Raw genomic sequence first — 15,822 nt, forward strand, 5'->3', positions numbered from 1 at the left:
ACTTGGTCTGAAATTGTAATATGCGGAGTGTAGCCGCCATGCCCGCTGCCGGAAAGTGCCTTGAATTCGCCGCGCCCCGCGCCTATGTGTAAAGCGTTCCGGCAACGGGACTATGGACATAAACGCGCTCGTAATAAGCGGATCGGACCCGGGGGCGGTACCCGGCGGCTCCACCAAACTCTCTCGTTGGGGGATCATGGGGCCGAAACAGGATCGACGAACGTCTAAAGGGGTTTGCTTTGTCTCGGTGAGGTACCACCGATATCGGTCCGTTAAGCATAATTGCCAACGACAATCGTGCTCCGGTCGCTCTCGCTGCTTAATGCAGCGCGATAGATCGAAATCTTAAGCCCTTGCCTCTAGCCAGGTAAGGCGGGGTTCGCAGGCACCTGGCAACAGAAGCCTGCACTTTACTTCCCCGACACATTAACCCGTCATGCCCCCAGCCATGACTGTTGCTCTCTCCACCCTCACACGCACCTTCCTGCGCATCGGCCTGCTCTCCTTTGGCGGCCCTGCGGCGCAGATTGCCTTGATGAATGAGGAGTTGGTGGACAAGCGCGGCTGGCTGACCGAGCGGCAGTATCTCTCTGCGCTGTCCTTCTGCATGATGCTGCCCGGCCCCGAGGCTATGCAGCTTTGCACCTATGCGGGCTGGCGGCTGCGGGGCATCCCCGGCGGGCTGATCGCGGGCACGCTCTTTGTGGCCCCGGGGGCCGTGGTGGTGCTGGCGCTTGCGCTGACCTATGCCGCCTTCGGGCAGGTGCCGCTGGTGCAAAGCCTGTTTCTGGGCATTCAGGCCGCCGTGGTGGTGATCGTGCTTCAGGCGCTGATCAAACTGGCCAAACGGGCCTTCGGGCCGGGCTACATGGCCGAGGGGCTGGCTCTGGCCGGGGCCGCCTTTTTGGCGATCTACGGCTTCGGCCTGCCCTTTCCACTCATCGTCGGCCTCGCCGCGCTCTGGGGAGCCTTGCGCTCAGCTGGCACCACGGAAGAGCCCGCCACCGCCCTGCCCCCCGGCTCCGCGCGCCGCACGGTGCTGACCGTGGTCATTTTTCTGCTGCTCTGGGCCGCTCCCTTCGCACTGGTCTCCGGCTCTGCCTTTCTGACCAACATCGGCCTGTTCTTTTCGCAACTCGCCGTTGTCACCTTCGGAGGGGCCTATGCGGTGTTGGCCTATATGACGCAGGAGGTGGTGAGCACGCAGGGCTGGCTGACCACCGCTGAAATGATCGACGGGTTGGGGCTGGCCGAAACCACGCCCGGCCCGCTCATCCTCGTGACCGAGTTCGTCGGGGCGCTAGCCGGGGCCAAGCACAGCCTGCCGATGGCCCTCGCCGCCGCCGCGCTCACCCTCTGGGTCACCTTCATCCCCTGCTTCCTGTGGATCTTCGCCGGTGCCCCCTACATCGAGTGGATTACCCGCCAACCGCGCCTTGCCGGGGCGCTGCGGGCGATCACCGCTGCTGTTGTCGGGGTCATTGCCAACCTCTCGCTCTGGTTTGCGTTGCATGTGCTGTTTGCCCGCGTTCACACCGCATGGCCGGCCTCCCCGGCCCATCGCCCGGCCACCCCGGAATGGGCCACGCTCGATGAGGCGGCGCTCGGGCTCACCCTGCTTGCCGCAGTGCTTATGCTCGGGTTTCGCCTCGGCATGGCCCCGGTGCTGGGGCTCATGGCGCTGGTGGGCGCTGTAGCGGGCAGCCTCCTGTAACCGCCCCAACGCGCCGTCGATTGGCCCTGTCATTCGGCCCCGAATCTCTTATGCTGAGGGCAACCAAGCACCAAGAGGCCTTCGTCCCTGATGACCCGAGAAATCGACTACGGCAGACTGATGCACCGGGCCATGCGCAGCCTGATCCGCGATGTTCTGTCTGAAGTCGCGGAGCGGGGCCTGCCGGGCCAGCACCACTTTTTCATCACCTTCGACACCCGCGCCGAGGGCGTCGAAATCGCGGATTGGCTGCAAGAGCGTTACCCAGAAGAGATGACGGTGGTGATGCAACACTGGTTTGATGACCTCGACGTCACCGATGAAGGATTTTCCGTTTCGCTCAACTTCGGCGATGCGCCCGAGAGGCTTGTCATCCCCTATGACGCCATCGCCACCTTCGTTGATCCTTCCGTCGAATTCGGCCTGCGCTTTGAAAGCCAGGACGAGGAAGATGACGAGGAGGACGAGGTTGAAGAGTTCGTCGCCCCGGCCCCCATGGCCGAGGATGTCGAAGAGAGCGATGAGCAGCACGACGCCGAAGTCGTCAGCCTCGACAGCTTCCGCAAATAGCCCCTTCATGACAGTTCTGAATCGGCCCGGTGACACGCGCGTGGCACCGGGGTGAAGTTTCAGTAAAGCAGGCATTTCAGCCTTGCCCGAGGCGGTAGGGCTGGCGCATCTGGCGGGTATCAACCAGATATTGAGGGTCCGCCAAATGCCCAGCGATTTCACCGTTTTCCTCTCCGAAATGTTCCGCAAACCCGGCGAGGTGGTGGCCATCGCGCCCTCTTCCGCCGCCGTCGCCCGCAAGATGACGGAGGGGCTGGAAGCCATCGAAGGCCCCATTGTTGAGATCGGCCCGGGCACCGGCGTTTTCACCAAGGCGATCCTCGAGCGGGGCATTCACCCCTCGCGGCTGACCTGCATGGAAACCAACGACCGCTTCTGCGAGACGCTGCGGCAAAAGTTCCCGGGCGTGAACGTGCTGAACCGGCCCGCGCAGGAAATTGCGGAGGTCGGCATTTCGGGCGTCGGCGCGGTGATTTCTGGCGTTCCGGTGCTGGCCCGTCCGAAGATCCAGCGCGAGGTGGTCGGCCGTGCGCTGGAGGTGATGCGCCCCGGCGGGATCTTCGTGCAGATCACCTACAGCCCCGGCGCACCGATCAGCCCCGAGATGCAGGCCGAACTCGGCGTCTCCGCCCGCCGCCGCGGCATCACATGGGCCAACCTGCCGCCCGCGCATGTTTGGGTGTTCACCCGCCGGGCGCAGTAACGGGCCCGCTCGTCCGCCCCGTCTCCTCGGGCGCGCCCCGAGGAGCCCTACCGGCAGAGATCCTCGGATCAAGTCCGAGGATGACAGCCCCACCAGCGACAGTTTGCGCTAACCTGCCATTGACCGCCGCGCCCGGTCGGGTATGTCTCCCCGGACATTACCAGCAAAGGGCGCAATCATGGCCGATACCCGCACCGAGACCGACAGCTTCGGGCCGCTTGAAGTTCCTTCCGACAAGTATTGGGGCGCCCAGACCCAGCGCTCCATCATGAACTTCCCGATCGGCTGGGAAAAGCAGCCGGTGGCCATCGTCCGTGCGCTCGGCGTCATCAAGCAGGCCTGCGCCGAAGCCAACAAGGAGAGCGGCAAGCTCGACGCCAAGCTGGCCGATGCCGTCATTCAGGCCGCCTCCGAGGTGGTCGACGGCAAGTTTGATGACAACTTCCCCCTCGTCGTCTGGCAAACCGGCTCTGGCACCCAGAGCAACATGAACGCCAACGAGGTCATCGCCAACCGCGCCATCGAGATCCTCGGCGGCGAAATCGGCTCCAAGGATCCGGTCCACCCCAACGATCACTGCAACATGGGGCAAAGCTCCAACGATACCTTCCCCACCGCCATGCATATCGCCACCGCGATGAGCGTGCGCGACGTGCTCATGCCGGGGCTGGAAAAGCTGGCCAGCGGGCTGGAGGCGAAGTCCGAAGAGTTCAAGGACATCATCAAGATCGGCCGCACCCACACCCAGGATGCCACCCCGCTGACGCTTGGCCAGGAGTTCTCGGGCTATGCTGCGCAAATTCGCAACGGCATCAAGCGCATCGAGGCCGCCATGCCCGGCATCTACGAGCTGGCACAGGGCGGCACCGCCGTGGGCACCGGGCTGAACACCGTCGAAGGCTGGGGCGAAACCGTGGCCGCCAACATGGCCCGCATCACCTCCCTGCCCTTCGTCACCGCGCCCAACAAGTTCGAGGCGCTCGCCGCCCATGACGCAATGGTCTTCCTCTCTGGCGCGCTCAGCACCGTTGCGGGGGCGATGTACAAGATCGCCAATGACATCCGCTTCCTCGGCTCCGGCCCCCGCTCCGGCCTTGGCGAGCTGATCCTGCCCGAGAACGAGCCGGGCAGCTCGATCATGCCCGGCAAGGTGAACCCGACCCAGGCCGAGGCGATGACCCAGGTTGCTGCCCACGTCATGGGCAATGATGCCGCGATCAAGTTCGCCGGCTCGCAAGGCCATTTCGAGCTGAACGTCTACAACCCGATGATGAGCTACAACCTGCTCCAGTCGATCCAGCTGCTGGGCGACGTGGCCGACAGCTTCACCGAGCGGATGCTCTCTGGCATCGAGGCCAACAAGCCCCGCATCCAGAAGCTGATGGAAGAGAGCCTGATGCTGGTGACGGCCCTCGCCCCCACCATCGGCTACGACAACGCCACCAAGGTCGCCAAGACCGCCCACAAGAACGGCACCACCCTGAAGGAAGAGGCCATCGCGCTCGGCTTCGTGGATGCTGAGACCTTCGACAAGGTGGTCCGCCCCGAAGAGATGGTCGGGCCGAAGGCCAAGTGAGCAAGCCGGTCAATCTGAACCGGGTGCGAAAAGAGAAGGCGCGGGCCGAGATGAAGGCCCGGGCCGACGAAAACGCGGCACTGCACGGGATGACCAAGGCCGAAAAGCAGCGGGCGAAAGCCGAGGCCGCCCGGGTGGCCCGGCTGCATGATGGCGCGAAGCGCGGCGAAGACTGAGCCGCCGCGCTTGCCGGGCCGGTTTTAGGCCGCCAGAGCCATGCAAATTTACCACAGCGCTGCCTTGTGTCGTGAGCGGAGAATCGCTTGCCACATTCTTGCCGCATTTCGGCCCGAACTTTGCCCGAGACCCGGAAAACCGGGCAATTTCAATGAGGCAGGCGCGGGGCCACTCCCCGCGAGACGGAGATGGGAATGGGGACCGAGCTGGCACGGGCGCCGCGTTTGACGCGGGCCGAACTTCAGGCTGACATCGAAGAATTCACAGCACATACCGCCGTAGAAACCGGCGAGTTCGCAAAGGCCTACGTGGCACCGGGGCTGGCTAAGCTGCTGCCCAACGCACGCCGCCTCAGCCGGGCGCTAAAGCCCACGCTCAAGAGTTTTGCCGCCAGCCCCGAGCCGGGCGTCTGGCTTGAAAGCGCCATTTCAGGCGAGGCCCGGGTGCTGACCCCCGAGGGCGCCGTGGCGGCGAGCCAACTTCGGGTTGGCGATATGGTTGAAACCAAGGATATGGGGCCGCTCAGGGTCAAATGGGTTGGGCTCACGCGGGTGACGCGCGAGCAACTCGGCCAAAGCCCCGCCCTCTGCCCCGTCCGGGTCAAGGCCGGCGCGATTGACGGCACCTATCCGCGTCAGGATCTGGAGCTTTCGCCCAACGCCGGGCTGGTGATGCATTCCAACGCCAACCCCGAGGATGAGCAGCTTGTGTCCGCCGCGGCGCTCTCCCGGCGCGACGGATTTTGCAAAGCCATCCCGCGCAACGGCATCACCTATGTGCAAATCCTGCTGGAGCGCCATGCCGTGATGGTGGTGGAAGGGCTTGAGATGGAAACCTTCCACCCCGGCAACCTGCGCCCCGTAAAGGAAGAGGCCGGCCTCTGGTCAGAGATCATGGCCGCCCTCCCCGAGCTGGAGCATGAGCTGGATTGCTACGGCCCCCGCGTGCGCCCCGTGCTGCGTGATCGCGCGCGGCCCTAAGCCATGGCCCGGCCAGAGAAACACTCGCTAACACTGGCCGGGCATCGCACTTCGGTGTCTCTGGAGCCCGAGTTTTGGGCCTGCTTCCGCCAGATCGCGGCAGAGAAAGATATACCGATCAACGCCTTGGCCGCTGCCATCGACGCCGATCGCGGCGTTGAGCGCGGCCTTGCCTCGGCCATCCGGGTCTTCGTGCTGGGCCACTATATGGCACGTGCCAAAGCGGAGTGACTGCGAGGAGAGGCCCCGCCTACCGCCGCGACACCCGCAAATGAATCCCATCCGCCGCCCGCACCGTCAGATGCGCAACCGGGCGTGGCACCTTGCCCTCAATGGTCTCAAAACGCAGCCGTTTCAGCAGCATCGCCAGAATGAGCGGCCCCTCGACCATCGCAAACCCGGCGCCCGTGCACACACGCGCCCCAGCCGAAAACGGCATATAGGCCTCCCGCCCGCATCGCCGCCCCTCCTCGGTGCTCCAGCGATCTGGGTCAAACCCGTCCGGATCACTCCAAAGCCGCTCATGGCGTTGCTGATGCCATGGTGAGAGCACAATCTGCGCCCCCGGTTTCACCGCACGGTTGCGGAAGGTCTCGGCCTTCACATTCTCCCGCACCATCATCGGCACGGGCGGATAAAGCCGCAGGGTTTCGCGGAACACATCACGGATGAACTTCATGCCGGAGATGTCTGAGAATGTTGTATTTTCGGGCAAGCCGGCGGCCTCCTCCGCTGCCCGCGCCTGCACCTCAGGGAAGGCCGCCAGCAGGTAAAGCGCCCAGGCCAGTGCCGAGGCCGATGTTTCATGTCCGGCCAAAAAGAAGATCGCCACCTGATCCACCATTTCCTCGGTGTCAAAGGTCTCGCCCGTAAGCGAATCGGCGGTGCTCATGATCTTGGTGGCAAGGTCATCCGGCGCCCTGCCCCGCGCAATCTCCCCAGCCCGTGCTGCTGTTAACTCGGTGATCAGCGCCCGGATCGAGGCCGCTGTGCGCTTCACCTCGCGCCCATGAAACCGTGGAAACCATCGCGGCAGCGGCAGGAAGGCGGCGAGGTTGAGGATCGGCTGCGCCCGCTGATAGGCGCGAAACTCCGAGAACACCCGCGCCGCAATCTCATGCTCGATCGGGATCGAGAACAGCGTGCGAAAGATCACATCTGCCGCGGCGTGGGAGGTCTCCTCCTCCACCTCCAGCGCACCTTCGCGCGCCTCCATCCGTGCCACGCAGGCCTGCGCCGCCTCCAGCATCGCCGGAAAGGTCTCGCGCAGCCGCCCGCCCTCGAAGGCCGGGTCGATAATGCGGCGCTGGCGCTTCCATGTCTCTCCATTGGTGACGAACACCGAATTGCCCAAGAGCGGCGCCAGCCCCTCTCGCACGCGGTTGGACTTGGGAAAGTCGTCAGGCCGTTCCTTCAGCACCAGATCCACCAGCGCAGGCTCGTTCACCAGATAGCTGCGAAAGAACGGCGTGCGAAACTCGGCCATCCATGCGCGGTAGAGCTTGGCGGGCTGCGCCGAAAGAATATCCTGCCGAAACAAGCGGATATAATTGCGCAGCGTGGTCTTTTCGGGGCGCGCGGGCGGTTTGGGTGGCAGATGCGGGCAGGTCATGCCGCCCGCGAGGTGTAGCGTGAGGCGGGCGTTTCGATCCGGCTCTTGGACGGCACCCGCTCAGCATACCGCGACGCCAGCGAAAGCGGCCCGGCGGTGATGAGGAAATAGTCATAATCGCGGGGCCGGTCGAAGGCGCAGAGATACTGAAAATGCAGCCGAAAGAACCGCCGTTTGATCTCGTTCCACCGCTCGGGGCTGAGGGTCTGGGTGAAAGCAGCCGAAAACACCAGCGGCCAGCGCTTGCCACTCTCCGGCGCAACCCCGGTGACGGACACCGGATCGCAAAGTGCAAAGGCGCAGCCATCGCCCGGCGCGGTCACATCCACCCAGGTGATCTGGTCCCATTGGCAGAGGTCATGCAAATCGGCGCGCAGCCTGTCGGCCCTTGGCAAAAAGCTCACCATCGGCACCACATGGCCCAGCGTCAGGAAGCCAAGGCGCGGCCCCTCACCCTGCGTCCAGCCAGAGCGCATCAGGTCGGCCAAAACCGAAATGCCGATATGGGCGCCCGACGAATGCCCCACCACCAGCACCTCTTCCACATCGCTCGCCAGCGCCTCTTCCACCCGGGCGCGAAACTCGGCAATCCGCGCCTCAAGCTCTGGCGGGTTGGCCCCCTTGTGGCGGGCTGAGTAGCTGTAGTCATGCATCAGGTAATAGGCGAAAAACTTGTTATCCCGCTTGCGAAACCAATGCAGCACGGCCCAGCCCACGGCAAGGAACAGGATGATGCCCAAAAGCGCCGCCGTCACCCCAAGGTGCACCGGCACGGGCAGTTGGAGCAGTGCCCAACCCCCAAGCCGCGCGGCGGCGTAGCCAAGCGCGCAGGCCAGCAAGAGCTGCCCGAGCAGAAAGACAATCGGGTAAAGCGCGGCAATCACCGGGCCCTTGCGCAGCCGCATCAGCCTGAACAGCGCGCCGGAGGCGATATAGGTCCATGCGGTGCGGACGAGCATGGCATAGGTCGCCGGGATCGAGGGGTTCATCGAGGCCTTCACGATATCTGACCAAAGCAGCACTTCGATTTGCGCCTCGGTCTGCGCCCCGCCCACCTCGCTTTGCACGCCCCACGCAAAAGGCCCCTGCCCCTTCGTGGCATGCTGGCTGATCTGGTACCCCGATATCTCTGCCTGCGCGGCGCTCTCCTTGCGATAAAGCTCGCGGTAGCGGCGCGGATGAAACGGATCATAGCCGGGGATATAAATCACCCGGCGGCGCGTCACATCCTGCGGTGTCTGCTCACTTGCCATCAGCCTTATCCTTGCCGTTCCGGCGCTCTTAGCAAGGGAATTTGGCGAAAGTTGGAAGCCGCGCGGCGGCAGGCACAGCCGATTGGTGGGAGAAGCCCACCATTCAGCCGACAGTCGCCAGCGCCGGGAAAATTTCCAGCAGCCAATAGGAGAAGTCGGAAAAGGCGCCGGTGAGCATCAGCAGGCCCACCGTCCACAGCAGCAGCCCCATGATCCGCTCGATCCGCCCCATGTGGCCCTTCATCCATCCCATCAGCCCCTTGAGGCGGGGGAAGAAGGCCGCCACGGCGAGAAACGGTAGGCCGAGGCCGAGGGCGTAAAGCGCCAGCAGAAAGGCCCCGCGCGCCACGTCGCCCTCCATCGCTGCCATCGAGAGGATCGCGCCGAGAATCGGGCCAAGGCAGGGCGTCCAGCCGAAGGCAAAGGCGAGGCCCAGCACGTAAGCACCCATGGCCGAGCCGCCCCGGTCGCCCGCGTCAATCCGTGCCTCCCGATTCAGAAACGGCAGGGTGAAAATGCCCAGAAAATGCGCGCCGAACACCATGATGACGAGCCCCGCCCCCATGGTGAACCATTCCCGGTTCTGCAAGAATACGCCCCCCAGCGCCGAGGCCGCCGCGCCGAGAAGCAAGAACACAGTCGAAAGCCCCAGCACAAAGAACCCGGCCGCCACCATCACCCGCTTGCGCCCGGCGCCTTCCATCTCATCCATCGAGATCCCGCCCATATAGGCGAGGTAGGGCGGCACGATGGGCAGCACGCAGGGGCTGACAAAAGAGATCAGCCCGCCGACAACCGCGATGAGAATGGCCGGCAAAAGCGCGGCGTCCATGATGTCGATGCCAAACATGTCTTTTCCTTTAAGCCCCCCGCGCGCGGGCCGAAAGCCCCGCTGCGCTCACAAGACCGTGGCGCATCATCGCGCCCTTATCCATTTGCGCCCTGTGGCTCTTCCGCCCCGCGGCCCCATCGGCTACCCCTGCCCCATGACCAGCCACCACGCCACCCTCGACGCTTCCGGCCTGCTTTGCCCCCTGCCGGTCCTGAAAACCGCCAAGCGGCTGCAGGCGCTGGCTTCCGGCGAGGTGCTGCGGGTTGAAACCGATGATCCGGCGGCGCTGATCGACATGCCGCATTTCTGCGCCGAATCCGGCCACACCCTTCTGTCGCAGCAGGAAATGGGCGAGGCGATCATCTGGCATATCCAAAAGAAATAGGGGCGCGCCCGGCAAGGCACGCCCCCTTGTTCTGTTTCTAAGGGCCCGGTTCAGCGCCCGAGAGACCACCAGCCTTTGCGCTTTGGCTTTGCGGGCTTCTCTTCAACGGCTTCCGGCGCGGCCTCTGTGGTTTCCAGCACCGGCTCAGGCTCTTGCTTGGGCTCGGGCGCAGGTTCTGGTGTGGCCGCGGTCACAGCTTCCTTAGGCGCGGCCCCAGCTGCGGGCGCCTCGGCCTCCGCTGCAGGCGCCGCCTCGGCCGGGGCCTTCTTGCGGGTGCGCCGGCGCTTGGGCTTCTCCTCGGCTACCGGCTCCTCGGCAGCCACCGGCTCTGCCGGGGCTTCGGCGGCGGTGTCCGCAGGCGCGGCCTCTGCCGCCTCCGGCGCTTCGGGCACAGGCTGCTCAGCCTCGTCGGTCTTCTTGCGAGACCGGCGACGACGGGTGCGCTTGGGCTTCTCTTCGCTGGCCTCACCGCCCTCTCCCGCTTCGGCACCCTCGCTTTGAGGGGCCTCTTTCGGGCTATCGCCTTCGGAGCTCTGATCGCTGGAGTTGGCGTCCTGAGAGTTGGCCTCCTGAGAATTGGCCCCCTGAGAGTCGGTCTTGCCGTTCTCCTCACCAGAGCCTTCACCGCCGCCACCGCGACGCCGACGACGCCGACGGCGCTTGCGCTTGGGCCGGTCCTCACCGTTTTCCTCGGCTTCGGGCGTTTCGGAGCGGGCCTCCACCTGCTCTTCCTCTTCCTCCTCGATCTCCGGCAGATCGGTGGTGTCGATGGAAATCACCGGGGCCGTAACCTCGGCAATCGAGCGCGTCGCTGTCTTCAGCTTCTCCAGCGTGAAGTCGGGCGAAATCATATGCGCATCCGCCTCAAGCCGGACCGACAGCCCATAGCGGCTCTCGATCTGGGCAATGTGCTCGCGCTTCTGGTTCATCAGGAAGTTGACGATCCCCACCGGCGCTTTCAACAGCACCTCGCGGCACTTGCGGCGGGTGCCCTCTTCCTCGATCTGGCGCAGGATGGCGAGCCCAATGCTGTCATCCGAGCGCAGCAGGCCGGTGCCGTGGCACGAGGGGCAAGGCTGGGTGGAGGCTTCGAGCATACCCGGGCGCAGGCGCTGGCGGCTCATCTCCATCAGGCCAAAGCCGCTGATCCGGCCCACCTGAATGCGGGCGCGGTCGGTCTTCAGCTTGTCCTTGAAGCGCTTTTCGACGGCGTTGTTGTTGCGCCGCTCTTCCATGTCGATGAAGTCGATCACGATGAGCCCGGCAAGGTCACGCAGGCGCAGCTGGCGGGCCACCTCTTCGGCGGCCTCCAGGTTGGTTTTCAGCGCGGTCTCCTCGATCGAGCCTTCCTTGGTGGCCCGGCCGGAGTTCACGTCAATCGCCACCAGCGCCTCGGTCACGCCGATCACGATGTAACCGCCCGACTTGAGCTGCACGGTCGGGTTGAACATCGCCGCAAGGTAGCTTTCCACCTGATAGCGGGCAAACAGCGGCAGCCCTTCGGTGTATTGCTTCACGTTCTTGGCGTGGGACGGCATGATCATCTTCATGAAGTCCTTGGCGGTGCGATAGCCGGTCTCGCCTTCCACCCAAACCTCGTCGATCTCCTTGGAGTAGAGGTCGCGAATGGTGCGCTTGATCAGGTTGCCTTCTTCATAGATCGGCGCAGGGGCAACCGACTTGAGGGTCAACTCCCGGATCTGCTCCCAAAGGCGCTTGAGATACTCGTAATCGCGCTTGATCTCAGTCTTGGTGCGCTTGGCCCCTGCCGTGCGCACGATCAGGCCGGCGCCCTGCGGCACCTCGATCTCGCTGGCGATCTCTTTCAGCTTCTTGCGGTCTGCGGCATTGGTGATCTTGCGAGAGATGCCGCCGCCACGGGCGGTGTTGGGCATCAGCACGCAGTAGCGGCCCGCAAGGCTAAGATAGGTGGTCAGCGCCGCGCCCTTGTTGCCACGCTCTTCCTTGACGACCTGCACCAGCAGGATCTGCCGCACTTTGACGACTTCCTGAATTTTGTAGCGCTTGGGCCGGGGTTTGCGCGGCTGGCGGATCTCTTCTTGCACATCCTCATCGGCAACCGACTCGATGTCTTCATCCTTGTCGGAGGCAGAGGTTTCCTCGGCCTCGTCATCATCGTCGCCGTCGTTCTGATCGTCACCCTCATCTTCAGCGGGTGCCTCACTGGCGGGAGCTTCGGCCTTTGCCTCTCCTGCGCCCTCGTCGGCGGGCGCCTCTTCAGCGGGCGCGTCCTCGGCCACGGCTTCGGCCTTTGCCGTGTCAGCAGCGGCGGCATCCCCTTCGCTCAGGAGCGTGTCGGCCTCTTCCTCTTCACCAAGATCAACCACATCCATCCCGGCGATGGAGCCATCCACCTCTTTGGTGGCGACAGCATCATTCGTGTCGGCCTTCTTGGAGCGCGAGCGGCGGCGGCGCGAGCGCTTGGGCTGCTCCTCCTCGGCGGCCTGCGCCTCGGCATAGGCCCGCTCTTCCTCCAGCAGCGCCTGACGGTCGGCCACCGGAATCTGGTAGTAATCGGGGTGAATTTCGCTGAACGCGAGGAAGCCGTGGCGATTGCCGCCGTAATCCACAAATGCCGCCTGAAGCGAAGGCTCCACGCGGGTGACTTTTGCTAGGTAGATATTGCCGGCAAGCTGGCGTTTGTTGACGGTCTCAAAGTCAAATTCCTCAACCTTGTTTCCGTCGACCACCACAACCCGAGTCTCCTCGGCGTGGGTGGCGTCGATAAGCATTTTCTTAGCCATATTAACTCATTGCACGGCGAAGCTCGCCTTTGCCCTGGTGGGCCGAGGTGAGAATGTCCGTGTCTGGAAAGGGGATGAGCGCGGGACGTGCGCGGCAGGACGCGTGCTGATGCAGCTTCCCTGGCCTCGTCGACTATCCTCACGCGTTGCATCGCGGTTTGTCTCCGACGCGTCCCGGCCTTTCGGCGGTCACGCCCGTTTGGGGGGCCATGCCAGCGTGGTGCGGGCCGGGCCGATTGGCCCTTCAAGTCACTGCTCTCAGGGCCGGTTAACTCTGACGGACGTGCGGTAGCGGCGCCTGTGGCTCGCGGTAGGCCCGTCCCTGCCAGGGAAATCGCTCCGGACCATCTCGGGGCACCTGCCCCGGACCGTCCGTGGACCGACCATAACGGAGGGCGGCGTGAAATGACAATGGCAAAAGCGCTTTCATGGCGCACGTTTAGGTTGAGCGGCCTCGGGCCGCTCCGCCCATTGCGCCTTTACCGATAGCGCAGAGACTCCCCGCCTGCGAACAGATGCACCTTCTCGGGCGCCGCCGCCAACACCACTTCCTGCCCGCGCATCTCGCGGTGCACGCCCGGAAGCTTGGCAATCACCTGCTCGCCGCCGTGCTGTGGCTCGAAGTAGAGCAGCGTGACTTCTCCAAGGTTCTCAGAGTATTCCACCACGCCCTTGAAGCAACAATCTGCCTCGGATCCGGTGCTCAGATCTTCGGGCCGGATGCCGATCTTGACCTCCATGCCCATGTCCGCAACCTGCGTTGGAACCGCCGAATGGGCCACAACTCCCGAGGCCAGCTCAACCGCCGTCACCTCGCCTGTCTCCACGATCTTGCCGGGGATCAGGTTCATCGCGGGCGAGCCGATAAACTGCGCCACAAACTCGTTGCGCGGCGTCTCGTATAGCTCCAGCGGCGTGCCGACCTGCGCAATCCCCTTGTTGGCCAGCACCACGATGCGGCTGGCCAGCGTCATCGCCTCCACCTGATCGTGGGTGACGTAGATCATGGTGCTCTCGGGCATGGCCTCCTTGAGCTGGGCAATCTCGATCCGCGTGGCCACGCGCAGCGCGGCATCAAGGTTCGAGAGCGGCTCGTCAAAGAGATAAACCTTCGGGTCGCGCACGATGCTCCGGCCAATCGCCACACGCTGGCGCTGCCCGCCAGAGAGTGCCTTGGGCAGCCGGTCGAGATACTCGGTCAGTTGCAGCTTCTTGGCTGCCGCGTCTACTGCCTCATCAATCTCGGCCTGGCTCTTCTTGGCAAGTTTGAGCGCAAAGCTCATATTCTCGCGCACCGTCATATGCGGGTAAAGCGCGTAGCTCTGGAACACCATTGCGATGCCGCGTTCGGAGGGCGGCACATCGTTCACCACCTGCCCGTCAATCTCCAGCGTGCCGCTGGTGATCTTCTCCAGCCCCGCGATCATCCGCAGCAGCGTGGACTTGCCGCAGCCCGAGGGCCCGACAAAGACGATAAGCTCGCCGGTGTCGATATCGAGGTTGATATCCTTGAGCACGTCCACGGTGCCGCCATAGGTCTTGGCCACATCGGTCAGTTTCAGCTCCGCCATCGCGGTGTCCTCCCTCGTATCCTCTTAGCGGCCCATGAGGGCAAAGCCCCACGGCCCCAGCGTTACCCGGCCTTCGCCAAGGGCTACCGCCCCCAGCGCGCGTCCTTCCTGTAGCGCGCTCCAGCCTTCGCCCATTTCATGCACAACTTCGCCCTCGCCCAGATGGAAGAGCGCCAGCACCTCCCGGCCTTCCAGCGTCCTGTGGATCACCAGCAGGTCGTCTTCGGCCTCGATCTTCTGCGCACCGGTCGCCAATGCCTCATGCGCCTTCCTTAGCGCCACTGCGCGGCGGTAGTGCGCCAGCATCGAGGCGTCGTCGCCCTCCTGCTCGGCCACCGACTTGGGCAGATGCTCGGGCGAGACCGGCAGCCAAGGCCGCGCCTCATTCCCCTGCGAAAAGCCGCCGTGCACCCCTGCATCCCACACCATCGGCGTGCGGCAGCCATCGCGGCCCTTGAACTCGGGCCAAAACTGGATGCCGTAGGGGTCTTGCAGGTCTTCATAGGCCACCTCAGCCTCGGGCAGCCCCAGCTCCTCACCCTGATAAAGGCAAGCCGAGCCGCGCAGGCACATCATCAGCACCACATAGGCCCGCGCCGCCTCATCACTCAGATGCCAGCGGCTGATATGGCGCGGCACGTCATGGTTGGAAAATGCCCAGCAGGCCCAACCCTCGGCGGCCACATCCTCAAGGTGATGCATGGTTTCAGCGATATAGGCGGCGCTGGGGATGTTCTGCGAGAGCAACTCGAAGGCGTAGCACATCTGCATCCGGTCCTCGCCCTTGGTATACTCGCCAAGGATCTCCAGCCCGCGCTGCGCATCGCCCACCTCGCCAACGGCGGCCGCGCCATAGGGCTTCATCACCCCGCGTAGCTTTTCCAGAAACGCAAGGTTTTCGGGCTGGTTCTTCGAGTACAGATGCTCCTGCCAGTTGTAGGGGTTCACCGCCGGGGCGATGTTGGAATTGCGCCGCGCCGGATCGAGCGCCGGGTTGTCGCGCAACTCCTTGTCGTGGACATAGAAGTTGATCGTATCAAGGCGGAAGCCATCCACCCCGCGCTCCAGCCAAAACTCTGCCACACGCAGAAGCTCCTCCTGCACCTCGGGGCAGTGAAAGTTCAGGTCCGGCTGCGAAGTGAGGAAGTTGTGCAGATAGTACTGCATCCGCGCGCCATCCCACTCCCAAGCCGAGCCGCCAAAGATGCTGAGCCAGTTGTTCGGCGGCGTACCATCGGGCTTCGCTTCGGCCCAAACATACCAATCCGCCTTCGGGTTCGCCCGGTTGGTGCGGCTCTCCACAAACCACGGGTGCTGGTCCGAGGTGTGGCTGAGCACCAGATCAATCAGCACCTTCAGCCCCAGCTCATGGGCCCGGGCAATCAGTGCATCAAAATCCTCCAGCGAGCCAAACATCGGGTCCACGTCCCGATAATCGCTGACGTCATAGCCAAAGTCTTTCATCGGGCTCTTGAAGAACGGGCTGATCCACACGCCATCCACCCCAAGGGAGGCAATGTGATCGAGCCGCTGGGCAATGCCCGCAAGGTCGCCCACACCGTCGCCCGAGCTGTCCTGATAGCTGCGCGGGTAAACCTGATAAATCACGGCCCCCCGCCACCAGTCAGGGTTGGTTGCGCGCGCCTGAATGGCGCCCTTGATGCTCGCTTTCATATTCATATCC

General features: G+C 64.1%; 14 protein-coding genes and 1 other RNA gene. 9 read left to right on the plus strand and 6 right to left on the minus strand.

Annotated features, from left to right (window positions below):
* The first annotated feature begins 56 nt into the window (after positions 1 to 56).
* The 8 genes from ssrA to ACXAG6_RS12845 all read left to right on the plus strand — a co-directional run bounded on the left by ssrA (position 57) and on the right by ACXAG6_RS12845 (position 5,951).
* Positions 57 to 410, plus strand: a transfer-messenger RNA (tmRNA) gene (gene ssrA / locus ACXAG6_RS12810).
* A 38-nt stretch (positions 411 to 448) separates the two neighbouring features.
* A complete protein-coding gene (gene chrA, locus ACXAG6_RS12815) occupies positions 449 to 1,714 on the plus strand; it encodes a chromate efflux transporter (RefSeq protein ID WP_475338057.1) in 1,266 nt (421 codons plus the stop codon).
* Between the two features lie 90 nt (positions 1,715 to 1,804).
* Complete coding sequence (locus tag ACXAG6_RS12820) at positions 1,805 to 2,284, plus strand: SspB family protein (protein ID WP_475338059.1); 480 nt, start codon at positions 1,805 to 1,807, stop codon at positions 2,282 to 2,284.
* Between the two features lie 145 nt (positions 2,285 to 2,429).
* The gene (locus tag ACXAG6_RS12825; protein ID WP_475338060.1) at positions 2,430 to 2,987 is read left to right on the plus strand and encodes a class I SAM-dependent methyltransferase; all 558 of its coding nucleotides are present in this window, start codon (positions 2,430 to 2,432) and stop codon (positions 2,985 to 2,987) included.
* A gap of 178 nt (positions 2,988 to 3,165) precedes the next feature.
* A complete protein-coding gene (fumC, locus tag ACXAG6_RS12830; RefSeq protein WP_140014320.1) occupies positions 3,166 to 4,563 on the plus strand; it encodes a class II fumarate hydratase in 1,398 nt (465 codons plus the stop codon).
* On the plus strand, positions 4,560 to 4,739 hold the full coding sequence (locus ACXAG6_RS12835) for a DUF4169 family protein (RefSeq protein WP_475338062.1): 180 nt from the start codon (positions 4,560 to 4,562) through the stop codon (positions 4,737 to 4,739). Before fumC ends, ACXAG6_RS12835 begins: the two co-directional genes overlap by 4 nt.
* A gap of 195 nt (positions 4,740 to 4,934) precedes the next feature.
* Positions 4,935 to 5,720 carry a Hint domain-containing protein gene (locus ACXAG6_RS12840; protein WP_475338064.1) on the plus strand — a complete coding sequence of 262 codons (786 nt, stop codon included), beginning with the start codon at positions 4,935 to 4,937 and terminating at the stop codon, positions 5,718 to 5,720.
* A gap of 3 nt (positions 5,721 to 5,723) precedes the next feature.
* Positions 5,724 to 5,951 (plus strand): ribbon-helix-helix domain-containing protein, encoded by a 228-nt coding sequence (locus tag ACXAG6_RS12845; RefSeq protein WP_140014317.1) that lies wholly within the window; start codon positions 5,724 to 5,726, stop codon positions 5,949 to 5,951.
* A gap of 19 nt (positions 5,952 to 5,970) precedes the next feature.
* On the opposite strand, the gene ACXAG6_RS12850 is transcribed toward ACXAG6_RS12845, so the two are convergent.
* From ACXAG6_RS12850 to ACXAG6_RS12860, 3 genes are all read right to left on the minus strand, one after another.
* Entirely contained in the window at positions 5,971 to 7,332 is a 1,362-nt protein-coding gene (locus tag ACXAG6_RS12850; protein ID WP_475338067.1) for a cytochrome P450, read from the minus strand.
* The gene (locus ACXAG6_RS12855) at positions 7,329 to 8,585 is read right to left on the minus strand and encodes a hypothetical protein (RefSeq protein ID WP_475338069.1); all 1,257 of its coding nucleotides are present in this window, start codon (positions 8,583 to 8,585) and stop codon (positions 7,329 to 7,331) included. The genes ACXAG6_RS12850 and ACXAG6_RS12855 overlap by 4 nt, the downstream gene beginning before the upstream one ends.
* 103 nt (positions 8,586 to 8,688) lie before the next feature.
* Positions 8,689 to 9,435 carry a cytochrome c biogenesis CcdA family protein gene (locus ACXAG6_RS12860; RefSeq protein ID WP_475338070.1) on the minus strand — a complete coding sequence of 249 codons (747 nt, stop codon included), beginning with the start codon at positions 9,433 to 9,435 and terminating at the stop codon, positions 8,689 to 8,691.
* Positions 9,436 to 9,571: 136 nt separating this feature from the next.
* On the opposite strand from ACXAG6_RS12860, the gene ACXAG6_RS12865 reads away from it, so the two are divergent.
* Complete coding sequence (locus ACXAG6_RS12865) at positions 9,572 to 9,802, plus strand: sulfurtransferase TusA family protein (RefSeq protein WP_475338072.1); 231 nt, start codon at positions 9,572 to 9,574, stop codon at positions 9,800 to 9,802.
* Between the two features lie 50 nt (positions 9,803 to 9,852).
* On the opposite strand, the gene ACXAG6_RS12870 is transcribed toward ACXAG6_RS12865, so the two are convergent.
* The 3 genes from ACXAG6_RS12870 to ACXAG6_RS12880 form a co-directional block, all read right to left on the minus strand.
* A complete protein-coding gene (locus ACXAG6_RS12870) occupies positions 9,853 to 12,567 on the minus strand; it encodes an Rne/Rng family ribonuclease (RefSeq protein WP_475338074.1) in 2,715 nt (904 codons plus the stop codon).
* Between the two features lie 479 nt (positions 12,568 to 13,046).
* Positions 13,047 to 14,138 carry an ABC transporter ATP-binding protein gene (locus tag ACXAG6_RS12875; RefSeq protein ID WP_475338076.1) on the minus strand — a complete coding sequence of 364 codons (1,092 nt, stop codon included), beginning with the start codon at positions 14,136 to 14,138 and terminating at the stop codon, positions 13,047 to 13,049.
* A 24-nt stretch (positions 14,139 to 14,162) separates the two neighbouring features.
* Complete coding sequence (locus tag ACXAG6_RS12880; RefSeq protein WP_475338078.1) at positions 14,163 to 15,818, minus strand: alpha-amylase family glycosyl hydrolase; 1,656 nt, start codon at positions 15,816 to 15,818, stop codon at positions 14,163 to 14,165.
* Positions 15,819 to 15,822: the final 4 nt, after the last annotated feature.

This window comes from Vannielia sp. ABF1_015 (genome assembly GCF_056160745.1).